Origin of the sequence: Ensifer sp., from assembly GCF_035999135.1 — a bacterium.
In the GTDB taxonomy this organism is placed as follows: domain Bacteria; phylum Pseudomonadota; class Alphaproteobacteria; order Rhizobiales; family Rhizobiaceae; genus Ensifer.
On sequence record NZ_DASYGZ010000217.1, the window covers coordinates 85163 to 98499 of the forward strand.

At 61.2% G+C, this 13337-nt stretch carries 16 protein-coding genes; 7 read left to right on the plus strand and 9 right to left on the minus strand.

Annotated features, from left to right (window positions below):
• The first annotated feature begins 61 nt into the window (after positions 1–61).
• A complete protein-coding gene (locus VGO12_RS29340) occupies positions 62–1096 on the plus strand; it encodes a DNA topoisomerase IB (RefSeq protein ID WP_327516258.1) in 1035 nt (344 codons plus the stop codon).
• A gap of 89 nt (positions 1097–1185) precedes the next feature.
• On the opposite strand, the gene VGO12_RS29345 is transcribed toward VGO12_RS29340, so the two are convergent.
• On the minus strand, positions 1186–1680 hold the full coding sequence (locus VGO12_RS29345; RefSeq protein ID WP_327516259.1) for a ferritin-like domain-containing protein: 495 nt from the start codon (positions 1678–1680) through the stop codon (positions 1186–1188).
• A gap of 159 nt (positions 1681–1839) precedes the next feature.
• Here VGO12_RS29345 and VGO12_RS29350 point away from each other — a divergent pair, with 159 nt between their 5' ends.
• Entirely contained in the window at positions 1840–2088 is a 249-nt protein-coding gene (locus VGO12_RS29350; protein WP_327516260.1) for a hypothetical protein, read from the plus strand.
• Positions 2089–2170: 82 nt separating this feature from the next.
• On the opposite strand, the gene VGO12_RS29355 is transcribed toward VGO12_RS29350, so the two are convergent.
• Together VGO12_RS29355 and VGO12_RS29360 are read right to left on the minus strand one after the other, a co-directional pair.
• On the minus strand, positions 2171–3196 hold the full coding sequence (locus VGO12_RS29355; protein ID WP_327516261.1) for a PAS domain S-box protein: 1026 nt from the start codon (positions 3194–3196) through the stop codon (positions 2171–2173).
• Between the two features lie 207 nt (positions 3197–3403).
• A complete protein-coding gene (locus VGO12_RS29360; protein WP_327516262.1) occupies positions 3404–3670 on the minus strand; it encodes a hypothetical protein in 267 nt (88 codons plus the stop codon).
• Between the two features lie 169 nt (positions 3671–3839).
• Here VGO12_RS29360 and VGO12_RS29365 point away from each other — a divergent pair, with 169 nt between their 5' ends.
• From VGO12_RS29365 to VGO12_RS29375, 3 genes are all read left to right on the plus strand, one after another.
• Positions 3840–4712 (plus strand): TIGR02587 family membrane protein, encoded by an 873-nt coding sequence (locus VGO12_RS29365; protein ID WP_327516317.1) that lies wholly within the window; start codon positions 3840–3842, stop codon positions 4710–4712.
• A 9-nt stretch (positions 4713–4721) separates the two neighbouring features.
• Positions 4722–5129 carry a TIGR02588 family protein gene (locus VGO12_RS29370; RefSeq protein ID WP_327516263.1) on the plus strand — a complete coding sequence of 136 codons (408 nt, stop codon included), beginning with the start codon at positions 4722–4724 and terminating at the stop codon, positions 5127–5129.
• Between the two features lie 76 nt (positions 5130–5205).
• The gene (locus VGO12_RS29375) at positions 5206–5661 is read left to right on the plus strand and encodes a pyridoxamine 5'-phosphate oxidase family protein (protein ID WP_327516318.1); all 456 of its coding nucleotides are present in this window, start codon (positions 5206–5208) and stop codon (positions 5659–5661) included.
• Between the two features lie 77 nt (positions 5662–5738).
• On the opposite strand, the gene VGO12_RS29380 is transcribed toward VGO12_RS29375, so the two are convergent.
• From VGO12_RS29380 to VGO12_RS29400, 5 genes are all read right to left on the minus strand, one after another.
• Positions 5739–6782, minus strand: a complete 1044-nt coding sequence (locus VGO12_RS29380) for a glutathione synthetase (RefSeq protein ID WP_327516264.1) — start codon at positions 6780–6782, stop codon at positions 5739–5741.
• Positions 6783–6793: 11 nt separating this feature from the next.
• On the minus strand, positions 6794–8665 hold the full coding sequence (locus VGO12_RS29385; protein WP_327516265.1) for a flavohemoglobin expression-modulating QEGLA motif protein: 1872 nt from the start codon (positions 8663–8665) through the stop codon (positions 6794–6796).
• Complete coding sequence (locus tag VGO12_RS29390) at positions 8662–9477, minus strand: N-formylglutamate amidohydrolase (protein ID WP_327516266.1); 816 nt, start codon at positions 9475–9477, stop codon at positions 8662–8664. Before VGO12_RS29390 ends, VGO12_RS29385 begins: the two co-directional genes overlap by 4 nt.
• Positions 9478–9542: 65 nt before the next feature.
• Positions 9543–10631, minus strand: a complete 1089-nt coding sequence (locus VGO12_RS29395; RefSeq protein WP_327516267.1) for a zinc-binding metallopeptidase family protein — start codon at positions 10629–10631, stop codon at positions 9543–9545.
• Between the two features lie 121 nt (positions 10632–10752).
• Positions 10753–10959 (minus strand): CsbD family protein, encoded by a 207-nt coding sequence (locus VGO12_RS29400; protein ID WP_327516319.1) that lies wholly within the window; start codon positions 10957–10959, stop codon positions 10753–10755.
• Positions 10960–11201: 242 nt separating this feature from the next.
• Here VGO12_RS29400 and VGO12_RS29405 point away from each other — a divergent pair, with 242 nt between their 5' ends.
• Positions 11202–11492, plus strand: coding sequence for a PRC-barrel domain-containing protein (locus VGO12_RS29405; protein WP_327516268.1), 291 nt, complete (start codon positions 11202–11204; stop codon positions 11490–11492).
• Positions 11493–11580: 88 nt separating this feature from the next.
• On the opposite strand, the gene VGO12_RS29410 is transcribed toward VGO12_RS29405, so the two are convergent.
• The gene (locus VGO12_RS29410; RefSeq protein WP_327516269.1) at positions 11581–12774 is read right to left on the minus strand and encodes a low temperature requirement protein A; all 1194 of its coding nucleotides are present in this window, start codon (positions 12772–12774) and stop codon (positions 11581–11583) included.
• 278 nt (positions 12775–13052) lie between these two features.
• Between VGO12_RS29410 and VGO12_RS29415 the strand changes: the two genes are divergently transcribed.
• Positions 13053–13304 (plus strand): hypothetical protein, encoded by a 252-nt coding sequence (locus tag VGO12_RS29415; RefSeq protein WP_327516270.1) that lies wholly within the window; start codon positions 13053–13055, stop codon positions 13302–13304.
• Positions 13305–13337 lie beyond the last annotated feature (33 nt).

Consider the following 13337-nt stretch of genomic DNA (forward strand, 5'->3'; position numbering starts at 1 on the left):
TTGCATCGTTGTTTTACAACGCGCTGCTTTGAGGAAAAACGAACCACGAGGACACATTTGAGTGGATACGCTCCTGCCATCCGATGGCTTTGAACTCATCTATGTCTCCGACAAGGATCCGGGGTTCAGCCGCAGTCGGCTCGTCAGCGGCTTTCGTTACCGCCGGCCCGACGGGAGCGTGGTCAAGGACCCCAAGATCATCGGCCGCATCGAGGCGCTCGGCTTGCCGCCGGCCTATGAGCGGGTCTGGATCTGCCTGGATGCGTGCGGGCATCTGCAGGCAACCGGCTACGATGTGCGAGGGCGCAAACAGTATCGCTACCACGACGCCTGGCAACAGATGCGCAGCCGGGAGAAATTCGATCAGCTCTCGACATTTGCACGCAGCCTGCCGCGCATCCGCCGGCAGATCAGGCGTCACATGGAAGGACCGATCGAAGACGCCACAACGGTGCTTGGTGCCCTTGCCGCCCTGCTCGACCAGGCGCCGCTCAGGATCGGGAACGCCACCTATGTCGAGGAGAACGGCACCTACGGCGCAGCAACGCTTCTGAAGCGTCATCTGAAGATGCAAGGCGAATTCATCGAGTTGAGCTTCAAGGGAAAGGGCGGACGCCGGATCAGAAGGCGGCTTCGAAATCTCCGCCTGCAGCGTGTTCTTGAGGAGATCGCCGACCTTCCGGGACGGCAGCTGTTCGTTTTCGCCAGTTCCGACGGCAAGACCCAGCCGATCGATTCCGGCCGCTTCAACCGCTATCTTGCCGATATGTCCGGAGCGGCGATTTCCGCAAAGACATTCCGCACATGGGCAGGAAGCCTCGCCGCCTTTGCCGTCGCCCGGCGAGCGCTCGACGAGGGCGTGCGGCCCACCATCAAGGAGATGTGCGAGGCAGCGGCAGACGTTCTGCACAACACCAAGGCGGTGTGCCGGAAAAGCTACATCCACCCGGACGTCCTTGCCCTCGCAAACGGAAACGACGCTCTGTCCTCGAGGAGGCGGAAAAACAACAAACCCGTTGCGGGATTACGCGCCGATGAGCTGCAGCTGCTGAGATTTCTTGAACGGAACGCAAAGCGCGCACCCCGCTCTCCCTGAGCCCACATAGCCATGCAGACATCACCACAGGGCTCTCGCCCACCGCGCCTGAAGTTGGCATGGCGTCCTTCAAGCGCGATGGCCGCATGTCATGCCGCGAGCGCCTTGGTGTTGGCCGCCGTCACGGCAAGCTTGCTCAGTGCCTTGTCGGTCGCGCCCTCTTCCTGGAGTGTTTGGTCAAGCAGTGACACGGCCTCCCCGAGGCCGAGCTGCTTGGCCCAGGTCTTCAGCGTGCCGTAGCGGGAAATCTCGTAGTGTTCGACGGCCTGCGCCGTGGAAATGAGACCGGCATCGAGCGCCGGACTGCCCTTGAAATCCTCGATGATCTCTTCGCCCTCGGCAAGGATGCCCTGAATGGCTTCGCATGTCTTTCCCTGGGCGCGCTTGCCAAGAATGTCGAACACTTGCTGTAGCCGTTCGACATGAACCTCGGTCTCGTCCCGATGCTTTTCAAACGCCGCCTTGCTTTCGGGCAGTTGTGCGGCGCGCGCCATTTTGGGCAGAGCCTTCAGTATCTGCCTCTCCGCGTAATAGATGTCCTTCAAGGCATCGTGAAACAGCGTTTCGAGTGTCTTTTCGGCCATAACAATCTTCCTTTTCGTGAGCTGATGCGGAGCCTCCAACCTTGTCGGACAGCAATGGTTCCGAAAGGGAACAAAAAGTCGTCTCGCACACTTGGATTGTCAGACGCGTGACCGAGACACGTCTTCGGCCAGCGCAGCCAAAGAACACGGGAGGCAAGCATGAAAGAGATCGAGATGGTGTCCGGAGCGGTTCGGGCAGGCCCACGCACCGCTGCTGCAAGGCGCGGTCGCGCCAGGGTTATAGATCCCGCCGAGGCCGTCTTTAACGGACATTACGACCTGGCCGAATTCATTGCGCGCTACGGGCTCGCTCCCATGGAAGCGCGCCGTATCCTGGAGGATGTCGGTCCGGCGCGCAGCGCTCTCGATCGCTACATGCGCGAGCGAAGCATCCGCATCGCCAACTGAAGCGCTCTTGTTCAAGGAGACATGCAGGAGGGTGCGAGACCCGACCTGTTAGACCCGCGCGGCGCAACACCCACGCGGGTCTTCAAAGGTCAAGGTGCGGCAAATCGAGGAAACGATCCGCTGGCCCGGCCAGTCGCCAGCAAAGATACCCGTCGCCTTGGGTAATCTCCACCTTTGCGTTCAGCGCCTGCGGCACGATCCTCCTGAGGACAACCGCACCAAAGCCCGAGCGAGGGAAATCATGAAGGTTGCCGCTGGAAGCAAATCGCTCCTCCCAAATGATCGAGAAGCGCGAACTCGGCTCTTGCGTATCAAGAGCCCAGGCAATCGATATTGTGCCTTCGCCTGACATCAACACCCCTCCCCTCGACGAATTCATCGCGAGTTCATGGATCGCCATGCCGAGATTCTCGATGGCGGCCGGCGCAAGTGCTAGGTCCGGCCCGGCAAGCGCGCAGTGCTCGCCCGCGTCAAACGGCGCGATCTGCGTCTCGATCAACCACTTCAGGTCCGTCCCCTTCCAATCGGCCGAAGCAATCAGATCATGGGACGCCGAAAGGGCCCAGATCCGTTCTTCGAGGTTCTTCTGCAAGGTCGCCGCATCCGGCGCCTCGCTGCCGGCCTGACGGATCATCGAGAGAATGATGGCGTACTGGTTCTTGACGCGATGGTTGACTTCACGCAGCAGCATGCGGATGCGCCTTTCCCGATCCTTCGTCGCCGTGATGTCGCGCGCCACCTTCGATGCTCCGACGATACGCCCTTCTGCATTGCGTATCGGCGAGATGGTCAGTGAGATCGACACGTAGCTGCCGTCCTTGCGTTGCCGCACCGTCTCGAAGGACTCGACCCTCCCACCCTTGCGCAGGCGCTGCAGGAAATCCGCCTCTTCGCCGTGCAGATGGGACGGTATGATGGTGAGGATGGATCGTCCGATCATCTCGTCGGCGGTGTACCCGAACAGGCGCTCGGCAGCGCCGTTCCAGGTTTGCACGATACCGTTCAGATCCTTGCTGACGATCGCGTCGAACGAGGACTCCACGATCGCTGCAAGCCTTGCCCGCAGGATATCGTCGGTCGCCTCCTTGTCGAACACATCCAATGGCATCGGCTACCGCTCCAAGCGAACTTCTTAAACATTGACTTTCCTGGTGACTAAGACGCTGGCTTCGCGATTGTTCCCAAAAGATCTGCTCGGTGCAAAGGTTTGGCCGGAATGACGCTTTTCGTTCGCTGGAGGCTCTTCGAACATGCCGACGGAGCCGAAGACCGGACGGGCTGCAGGTCTCAGCGAACGTCGCCTTGCGGAAAACGGTCAATCGCGAGGACAACTGATACGGACGATGACGCGGCCTGCGCCGGCAACGTCCTCGGCAAGACGCCGCACATGATCGGCTGCGCCGGTGACATCAACCGCGCCCTCGATGACAAGGCAATTGCCGAGCACCCTGAAGGTCAGCTTTCGCGTCTCGAACCGTGCCTCCGACGCCAACGCGCATTTGATCGATGCGATCAGCCCAGCGAACTCAGCCCCTTCGCCGCTGCGGCAACCAAATTCCGGTAATATCAAGATCATCGCCACACTCCATTTCCCGCTCCAAATTCGCTGCGACGAATGTTGTTCCGAGCTTTTCGAAATCAGCAGACGCGGCCATCAGGAACTTGCGTTCCGTCACAACGTTATTCACGGCAACAAAAGACGCCGGAGCGTGCGTGACGCATCGGCCGGCAGCAGGGAAAAGGGGTGGACATTGGGGGCGCACAGGGCGGCAACCACCGGAACGCGGGAAGATTTCGATCACGGCAGGTTCAGCAAGGGCCTGGCCCGAGGCTTCGCCGGCGCCCTTCTTTTCGCGTTGCCGATGTTCCTGACGATGGAGATGTGGGAACTCGGGCTCTACATCGACCGCTCCCGGCTGCTGCTCCTGTTATTGGTCAACATTCCACTGCTGATCCTGCTTGCACGTCGGATCGGGTTTGAAGATGTCTCGACCTGGCGCGAGGCGCTCAGGGATGCGAGCATTGCGTACCTCCTGGGCGTGGTGGCGAGCGCGTTCGTCCTCTTGATCATCGGCGTCCTCAGTATCAACCAGACGGTGCCGGAAGCGCTCGGCATGATCGCCATTCAGGCGGTCCCCGCCAGTATCGGTGCGCTGCTCGGGCGTAGCGAACTCGGGGTCCAAGACGAACACAGCGCCGACGATACGGATCCGGTCGACGAAAACCAGGATGACGGTTACGGCGGCGAACTCTTCATGATGGCCGTCGGCGCCCTGTTTCTCGGCCTGAACGTCGCCCCGACCGAAGAGATGATCCTGGTATCCTTCAAGATGTCGCTCTGGCACGCCCTTGCCCTTGTCCTGGCGTCGATCCTGCTCATGCATGGCTTCGTCTATGTTCTGTCCTTCGTCGGCGGGCACGAACTCGAAGAGGGAACGCCCGGCTGGCACGCCCTCATCCGCTTCACCTGCCCCGGCTACATCATCGCCCTGGCAATCAGTCTTTACTGTCTGTGGACGTTTCATCGCCTCGACGGGCTCGATCTGACCCAGGCAATCATGGTCACCGTGGTCCTCGGGTTCCCGAGCGCGATCGGCGCCGCGGCCGCACGCCTCATCCTCTAGGGAACCACCATGGCGAGACCGTCGAAATCAAGATCCGTCGAACGTCGCAAGGCCCACTGGGTCGAGTGGCTGACCGGTTCGGTCTCAGCCCTCGTCATCGTGGCGCTCATCGGCTGGATCACTTTCGAGGCCCTGACACAGAGCACAGCACCTCCCGACCTCGCAGTGACTGTCATCAGCATTGAAAAACGCGCCGGCGGCTATCTGGTGATGTTCGACGCCGAAAACACCGCCGACCGAACGGCGGCCGGCGTCGTCGTGCGTGGCGAGATCATGGACGGAGATGCCGTCGTCGAAACGGTGGAGACCACGCTCGACTATGTGCCGATGCAGTCGAGCGCGCGCGGCGGATTGATTTTCCGCAACGATCCCGAGGGGCGATCTCGCCTGGCCGCCACCGGTTTCAGCGAACCGTAGCACGGGGTCGGAAAGCCACCGTAATGGAACCCCTTTGAACGAACGCGGTTGGATCCGATCACCAATCGGAGCCAGGATCATGACCTTGACGCTGAGTGAAATCTCAAAAGAATTGAAGACCATCGACTTTGGAATGCTCTCGACGCAGGGGGCTGACGGCACGATCAGCAGCCGGCCGATGAGCAACAACGGCGATGTGGACTATGACGGGGACACCTGGTTCTTCTGCTACGACCGGTCGCGCAAGATCGACGACATAAACTCCGACCCGAAGGTCGGCCTGACCTACACGGCCGCTCCGAGCCTGCTCGGCAAGCCCGGCATCTTCATTGCAATTCAGGGCATCGCCTCCCTCGTCGACGACAGGCAGGCATTCTCGCAGCATTGGAGGAGCGACCTTGAGCGATGGTTCCCGCAAGGGGTGGACACTCCGGGCCTCCTTTTGATCAAGGTGCGCGCATCGCAGCTGAGCTATTGGGACGGCGATGAGATGGGTACGGTCATGCTTTCCGCCCCCGTCGATCCATCCTGACCCCTGGATGAACCGATATGCCGGGCGGCCGTCTACGTCCGGCACATACCGAAGACTTGCCGGTGCAACGGAACGAACTAGAGGGTGGCCAGGATGCTGTTTGCGATCTGGCCATTGGAATTGCCTCTGTGCTCGACCTTTCGTTCGAGCGCTTCGATCACGACGGCGGCGAAGTCCACCTTGTACAGGTCGTGCATGGTGGTGAGCCCCCCAGGCGTGAAGACGTTGATCTCGAGGATCTGGTCTCCGACGATGTCGAGCCCGACGAGAAACATGCCATCCTCGATCAGCTTCGGTCGAACCATCTCGGCAATCTTGAGGATTTGCGGGGTGATTTCGACACGCGCCGGCTTGCCGCTCGCGTGAATGTTGGACCGCACCTCGCCCTTGGCCGGTACCCGGCGCATGGCGGCATAGGCGCCGTCCTTCTCCAACGGACGACCGTTCATCAGGAACAGCCGGATATCGCCTTCCGTCGCCGCCGGGAGGTAGCCCTGCGCAATGAGATAACCTTCGCCGCTCACCGCTTCGAAAATCTGGTTGAGGTTGGCTTCCTGCGGTGAATTGATCTTGAACACATGCTTTCCGCCGGACCCCTGCAGCGGCTTGAGAATGACGCCGGCGGGGTGATCGTCGATGAACGTGCGTATTTCTTCGATGCTTTTTGAAATGAGGGTCTCAGGTCGAACCGCTCTTGGAAAATCCTGGAAGTAGAGTTTGTTCTGGGCGCGGGCGAGGCCATCGGGATCGTTGACCACGATCACGCCGCGCTCTGCCGCGAGGCGCCCGAACATCGCGCCGATATTGGCCGCCCAAGGTCGATCGGCCGCGTCGAGGGACGGATCGTTGCGAAGGAACAGCACGTCGATCTCGCCGACATCGACGACCTTCACCTCGGCTTCCGATTGCAGGGCCGCATGCAGGCTCTCGGCCTTGCGGAACCGCTTCGACGGAAGCGCATTGCTGCGGACGAAAAGGTGATCGTCCGGTCGAAGCACGAAGTCCCCGGGCGTGACGTAGCACACCTCGTGCCCACGGCCGACCGCCGCGAAGGCCAATCCCGTCGTCGTGAATGTCGGCGTCTCCGCCTCGATCGAGTTGACGAAGAATCCTATGCGCATCTATTTCTCCTTTAGGGTTCCAGCATACCAAGCGGCGTCAGTCCGGCGCGGGCGCGCTCCAGCCGCAACCGCCCTTCGTCGTGCTCAAGGCAGATCGGCCGCAGGATCGGCGCCTTCAGCAATCCTCGGGCCCCGAGTTCTTGCATGACCTTGAAGTGCGCCGCCGATATCTTTCCCATCCAGAACGGATCGAGCGCCTGGCCGGATGCCAGGTGCGCCAGAAGAGAGAGCAACCCGCGCAGATAGATTGCGTCCTTGGCAAATCCACCGCCCCGATAGATCCGCAGGAGCAGCCCGAACGACGGCTCCGCACCGAACCCGTAGGTCCCGGTCATGGTGCGGAACGCTTCGACGAACGACGCGCCACCCAGCATCAGGTGGCATCCGACCACCCTTAGTGCCAGCTGCCGCAATCGGTCGCGCGTAAATCCGCCGACCAGATATTCGGCAAAGACCGCGAGCCCCTCCTGCATGCCCTCGTAACCGGCAAGTCCGGTGCGAAAGACACGCAGCCCTTGCGAAGACCCGTTGAAGTAGGTGAGCAGATGAACCCCGACCTCATGGCTCAAGAGAGCTTCGACGCGATGTAACGTCATTTCCGTGCGCCGCGAGATCAGCAGCCGGCGTCCGGACACCATCAGGCCGGGGGGAACGTCGTCGCGAACTTCGACGACCGCATCGAATTCCTCGCTGCGGTGGCGATAGCGTCCGATCATGTCGCGCGCGTGCTGCTCGACAAATGCCCAGCCGACGGTGGGGCCTGTGCCGGCGATCGACGGGCTTGCCTTGGCCGTGCCGTCAAGCAGTTCATGGGCAGCGGCAAGCAACGGCTTCTCGACAGAGCCATAAAGCGTTCGGGAAAGATCCATGAACCGATCGCCTTCGCGCTCCGCGATCAGCGACAGCTGGATATCCAGCTCCTGTCGCTTCTCGCGGTAGAGCTGGTGCAGCACCGGGTCTTCCAGCCGGTCCAGCGGGATCGAGTAGAGCCGCCGCTTTTCCCGCTCGACCATCAGCGACAACGGGCGATAAAGGAAGCTCGGCTGTCGCTGGTAGCGATGCTCCTTGAACTCGAGCCAGGCCGCACTCGCATTGATCGGCGTGACGGCCATGAGGAAGTCGAAGCTGGAGGCGATCTCATCCATGCTGCGGTCGGCGCGCTCGACGGCGTCGATGAAGGCCTTGCGTCCCAGCGCGCGATGCGTCGGCGGCGCCGGGAGGCCCTCGGCTGCGACAAACCCGGCGACGGCGTGAAGAGACGCGTCAAGCAGATTGCCGACAAGCCTTTCCTTCAGTTCCGGGTAGATGTCGTCCGATGCAGGCACCCGGTAAATGGGCGCAAAGCGCAAGGTGAGGAGCGGTACGTCGAGCGACAGCAACTCCGGCCGCACGCAGGCGTCATCCAAAGCCCGTGAGACTTCGACCCGTGGCTTGCGAAAGCGATACTCGAACGCCTCGACGGCGGCGACAAAGGCTTTCACGCCCTTTTTCGCCGACGGCTCTCCTGTCGCCGAAAGCGTGACCTCGAACGGTTGAAGGTAGGGTGCGTCTTCGGACAGCAGCCGGTCGCGCTGAAGTTCATCGACGTCGAGCAGGACGAATGCGCCAAACTTCGCGCGCATCGCGGTGGCGATCGCCTTGATCAGGCCGGTCACGGCCGAGAGGTCATCGGCAAGCAGGTAGGAGGCCTGGGACGCCGCGAGCTCGCGGGCGACAGGATGGGTCTCGGCAGTCCCTATATGGATGCAGAGATAAGGCAGAGGCCTGTCGATGTGCAGTCGCCCGCCATCGAATTCGAGGCGCATGCGCTTGCCCGTCTCAAGAAGGGCAAGGATGTCATCAACAGCCGGACTGGCCATGTGCACCGAAGAGAAGACGCTCATGGCGCCCCCTTCAGCACCTTTTCCAGCAACGGAACCGCTCCGCGGATCAGGCCGCGGAGCGCCGCGACCGCTGCAGGGTCGGGAGCGCCGGTCCATTCGTCCATGAAGAATTTCTTGAACTCGATCGCGAGCGCGCAACCGGTCTCGGGAAAGCGCTCGTGAATGAAACGTGTCTGTTCCCCGCGTCCTTGAAACGCGACGTTCTCGCCGACATCCAGACGCCGACCGAGAAAATCGAACTGCTTGACGTAGCTTGAAAAGGCGTCGACGACCTTACTCCACCGGTCACGGTCCATGGAAAACGTCCCGATGTTCACCTCGGGCGCGTCGGCCGGCGGGCTGGGTTCGGCGTCCGGCCCGCTCCGCCGGTGGTTGTAGCTGTGAATGTCAAGAACGACAAAACGGCCGTAGTCCGCCTCGATGCCGCGCAGATAGCCTTCCAGCATTGCATAGTAGGAATCGTGCAGTCGCAGGCCTTCTTCGATCGAACGGTCGGAGGGTGGTTCGCGCCAGATCCGCATTCCCCAGGCCTGTTCGGGCCGCACATAGATCGCGCCCTCCCGCGGGCGGTTCAGGTCGACTTCGAAACGGGACCGATGGACGACGACCTGGTTCGCGAGGTCGCCGATCATCTCGGCCGTGAAGGGATCTTCCTCGCGCAATCGATCTTCTTGCCTGATGCGCATTTGCCGGGCGATGTCGTCCCGCACCAGGCCTCCGTCGTGGATCGCCGTGCCGATGACCGCAGAGGCGCCGCGGCGGGTGCTCCACCAGGCGTGTTCATTCAGCTTTGTCTTCAGTCCAATATCCATCGGTCACCCGGAACGTTCACTTACCGCAGACAATGCGCTGCCGTCGTTATCGTTCCACGCAATCATCAGGCGCGCTGCGATGATCGATCCCGGCGCGCCGCCGCGATCAGCCGGTTGATGAAGTCCAGCTTCGCGACAACAGGCGGAGAAAGGACGAAGGGATAGATATCGCGCTCGCCCATCGATCGCTGGAAGCTGTTGAGCGCGAGGCTGATCGGCACCCAGGCGTCGACCAGTTGCTGGGCGCTTTCTGCGCGGTAGGGGTCGAAATCGACCTCCGCCTGCAGATCAAGGTGACGAAAGGGGTCGATCGACAGGCCGAACGACCGCGTCGTTTCCAGCGTGTCGACGATGTGGAACAGGTGCGCCCAGCACTCGGCAAAATCTTCCGAGGGGTGGCTTGCGGCATAGGGCGAGATGAAGCCGTCCTGCCAGTCCACTGGTGGACCGTCACTGTAATATCTCTGAAGCGCCGCCTGATAGTCCACGCGCTCGTCGCCGAAAAGCGCGCGCGCCTCGTCGAGGACAGGTCCATATCTGACCAGCTGCTGGAAATAGAAGTGGCCGATCTCGTGACGGAAGTGACCGAGCAGCGTGCGATAGGGTTCGCCCATGGACACACGCACAGCTTCGCGTATCGCGTCGTCGGCCTCGGCCGCGCGCAACGTGATCAGCCCATCCTGGTGGCCGGTCATAGCAGGGCTCACGCCACCACTGCCTTCGACTGCGTCCTCGAGAAAGTCGAAGACCAGGCCACCTTCCGGATCGACCTCTCGCCCCGGACATGGAAGGTCAAACCGCAAGATCGAATAGAAGAGATGACGCTGTGCGGCGCCGATCCGGTGGAACCTTTCCAGGCCCTCGGCCGTGTCGGTGTTCGGAATAAGCCGATTGTAGCGTGCGGGTATCGCAAGGAGATTGGTGTCATCGGACCGGACGAGCCAGTTGCTGCCGTCGATTGCCGCATTGGCGCAGAAGCGCCAGGTTTCGCCGGGCCGGGAAGGGATGGTCCACAAGCCGTTGCCCGACGGCGACAGCGTGTGCAACGTCAGCGTATCGGCAACAAAGCCGACCGGCGCGTTGGCAGCACCGACGCTGAAATGATTGTCGAAATAGAGCGGAAGCCCACTGACGTTGCATCGATAGAGCCTCATACCGGAGATGCCCCCACTGGCGTCGCGCTGCACAGACTATGAAAGAAACGTGCCTCTCGCTCCGCAGCCGTCGAATGGCGACTGGGAGCGAGAGGCGGGTCGGACAATCAGTTAAAACTGATCAGTGGAAACGCTGGTTTCCGTACCAGTCGTCGATGTCCTTTCGGGCCTGGTCCTTGGCATAGCCGTAGCGCTCCTGGATCTTGCCTTCGAGCTGCTCGCGCTTGCCGTTGATCTGATCGAGGTCGTCATCCGTGAGCTTGCCCCACTGTTCCTTGACCTTGCCCTTGATCTGTTTCCAGTTACCTTCGACGCGGTTCCAATCCATCGCGGTTTCTCCCAATCGTTGTTTCAGGTACACCTCCACAACGACGCAATCGGCCACTTGTTCCGAATTCTTCGATCGCGTTTCGATGGAGTGAAACGTACGTCGGTGACTCGCTTCGTCCCCCTGCCCGGCGACCATGGCCTCCGAAATCCGCGCGATATTGCCGGAAATAATGACATTCGGCGGGAACAGATCGCACGTGATCCGGTTGTTCAGGTCCATGTTGAAAAGGAGACCTCGAGATGGATCATAGCAGTCATGTTCGCCTTACCCCTTCCGAGTTGACGCCAGCAGTCCTGCAGGGAGCAACCGTCTATGGCGCCGACGATGACAAGGTCGGCACCGTCGATCACATCCATGACGCGAGCGGCACGGTTGTCATCGATGTCGGCGGTTTCCTCGGCATCGGTGCCAAGCCGGTTGCCGTGCCGCTTTCCGATCTTGACTTCATGCGTGACGACGACGGCGATGTTCATGCCGTCACCACCTGGACGAAGGACCAGCTCAAGGAAATGCCAGAGCACCTGGATTGAACAACTGGATTGAGCACCTGGATTGAAGAGCAGCTCGAAGAGCCCGGCCAAGCGGCCGGGCTTTGGCAGAACCCGCGGTTCGGCGATGTCAGGTGCTGCTGGCGTTTCGGCTGAGCGGCCAGCGGAGAACCGCGTAATCCCACGTTGAAGCGATCAGCAGACAGGCTGTCGCGCCGAGGCTGAGCGCATAGTTTTGAAGCGACGAGCCCACCGCCGGGAGCAGCGCCAGCGCGACGAGGCCGGCCACGTGCGACAGCGGCAACCGGCTCGCCGCAGCGAGTTTCACCCATATGTTGCCGCAAAGAAAGAGAACGGGACCGCCCACCACGACCGACGCCGTTTTCAACGTAGCGGGCTCTTGCGCGTGCGACAGGGAGAAGTCCTGGCCGACGGCCGTCAGGATGATCCCGGCGACGATCGGAACGTGCCCGTAGGTGAACAGATTGTGGGCGACCGCCTCCGGCCGCGAGGTCTTTTCCGCCTTTTCCGCGGCGGCCTCCTGGCCCTTGTGGAAATAGATCCACCACATGGCGACGGTGCTCACGAAGGCACTGCAAAAGACGAGGATCGTGAGATCTGCGTCCATGTGCTCTGCGGTGTTGCGGCCCGTTGTCAGAACGGTTTCGCCAAGACAGATGATCACGAAAAGGGCGCAGCGCTCAGCCATGTGCTCGCCGGACAGAATGAGTGTCTCCCTTGGCGCCGGCCCGAGTCCGGGAAACCTGTAGCGGACCAGCGGACCGGCGTATTCAACCGCGACGGCTGCGACCCAGGCGATGATCCGACCCTCGAAATTCAGCAGCGCTCCGGCAACCCAGAGGCCACCGGAGACTGCTGACCACAGCATGACGCGCAGAAACGTCCTTGCGGTCTCATCGTCCTCGCCCCGGAACGCCAGCCAGGCGAAAACAGACCGACCGACCTGGACGGCGGCGTAGACGCCGGCAAAGGCAAGGGCGTGCTCGCCAAACGCTTCCGGAAGCGCGATTGCCATGAGAATGCTCGCGAACATCAGCGCAAAGAGCATGTAGCGAACGGGGATGCTGTCCGGATCCAGGAGGTTGGTGACCCATGTCGTGTTGATCCAGAGCCACCAGATCGCAAGGATCAGCAAGAATGCCTCTCCGACCGTTGCCGAGGTGAAATCGGCAGCCAGCGTGTGGGAGAGCTGAATGAGCCCGAATACGAAGACGAGATCGAAGAACAGCTCCGGAAAACTGGCCTTCGAATTCTCGCTCTCCTGATCTCGGATCCATCGCTTTTTGCCAGCCCGTGTCTGCATGCCCCAACCCTCCCTCATTGGATGCCGGCAGGCCTGCCGCCGGCATCAACGATGTCCGTTTCGCGCGCCCATCAGACGACGGTGAAATGGGTTTCCGACCCTCAGACCTCAAGCGTTCGCATGAGCAGGCGTGCGCGTGCACCAAACGCTGAAAACCTGCGGAAGTTCCTTGAAAAAACTTCTCTTTTCGGCGTCGAAAAAAGCGGAACTGATCCGTGTCTGTGTCGTTCAATTACCGTGGAAGCCGGTGTCGTACCGGCCAATGGAGAACGATCACGATGTTGAAATCAATCGCCACTTTCGCCCTCATCGCAGCCTTCGCCAGCCCGGCCCTCGCGCAGACGAAGGTCGTCTGTGACGAAGCCTCCATCGCCAAGGCCGAACAGCAGGTCGCGCAGATTTCCGACGGCGCGAAAAAGATCGAGTCGACCAAGGAACTGACCATGGCCAAGGACGCCATGATGGCCAACGACATGGAGAAATGCACGTCTCATCTCGATAACGCCATCAAGGGTGCAGACGCCATGTGACGCACATCGGGAGCCCGAAGGGCTTCCCTTCGA